This window comes from Streptomyces sioyaensis (genome assembly GCF_004122735.1).
GTDB lineage: Bacteria > Actinomycetota > Actinomycetes > Streptomycetales > Streptomycetaceae > Streptomyces > Streptomyces sioyaensis.
This window is the reverse complement of the sequence record NZ_SDIF01000288.1, coordinates 1-1,045: the sequence shown is the minus strand read 5'-3', so window position 1 is coordinate 1,045 and position 1,045 is coordinate 1. Positions and strand designations below refer to the sequence as shown.

Genomic DNA, 1,045 nt, shown 5'->3' with positions numbered 1-1,045 from the left:
GTCCTCGACGAAGGTGGCGGGGAAGGCCTGGCGGCCGCCGCCGCCGGCCGCCAGGCCTTCCCCGCCACCTTCGTCGAGGACGAGACCCTCCGCCTCGGCGAGGCCTGCCTCGCCGACGGCCGGGCGACCCCCGCCCTGCGCCGCAAACTGGTCGACCAGCTGGACGACCTGCGGCGGGCGCTGGCGATACGCGCGGCGACCGACGGCCGGTAGCCGCAGGCCCGGCACCAACGGGTGCCGCCGGACCGGCAGCCGGCGGCACCCCGCACACACCCGCGGTAAACATCCGTACCACTTACGGGTGGTATGACCGCAACCAGTAGATACGTGCTGTACAGGGAAAGTAACTTAGGGCCGCCTCAGGGCTCGTCCGCATGGGACCGCCCCAACTCACCTGACAGAAGAGCACCTTGATGTCTGCGCCCCCTGCCGGGACCGCCCTCGCAGGCGGCACCAACGGCCCCCGCGCACTGCGCCCCTTCCTCGACACCGTCCTCGACGCCCTCACCACCGGCGCCGAGGACCGTGCCGGGCCCCTCCCGCCCGGCGGCCCCGACGCCGTCGCCCGCACCGTACGCGACGCCTGCCACCCCCTCCTGCCCGCACACGGCACCGGCCCGCACGCCGCCCTGCGCACCCTCGTCCACACCCTCGCCGCCGGCGCCGCCGACCCCGCCGACCCGCACTGCGCCGCCCATCTGCACTGCCCGCCCCTGGCCCTCGCCACCGCCGCGGACCTCGCCGCGTGCGCCCTCAACCCCTCCATGGACTCCTGGGACCAGGCCCCCGCCGCCTCCGCCCTGGAAACCCTCACCAGCAGCGCACTCGCCGCCCTGGTCTACCCCCGGGCCACCGCCCCCGACGCCCTGATCACCACCGGCGGCACCGAATCCAACCAGCTCGCCCTGCTCCTCGCCCGCGAGGCCGCCGCGGCGGACCACCCCACGGCCGGCCCCCTCCAGATCGTCTGCGGCGCCAACGCCCACCACAGCATCCACCGCTCCGCCTGGCTCCTCGGCCTCCCCGAACCCCTCACCCTCCCCAC

The 1,045-nt window shown here is 75.7% G+C and carries 2 protein-coding genes; both read left to right on the top strand.

The features are described from left to right. Positions 1 to 213: hypothetical protein (locus EST54_RS34380; protein ID WP_135796927.1), on the top strand; the 213-nt coding region annotated here is incomplete at its 5' end. Between the two features lie 200 nt (positions 214 to 413). Then, the coding region (locus EST54_RS33925; protein WP_244942688.1) for a pyridoxal-dependent decarboxylase at positions 414 to 1,045 on the top strand (632 nt) is incomplete at its 3' end.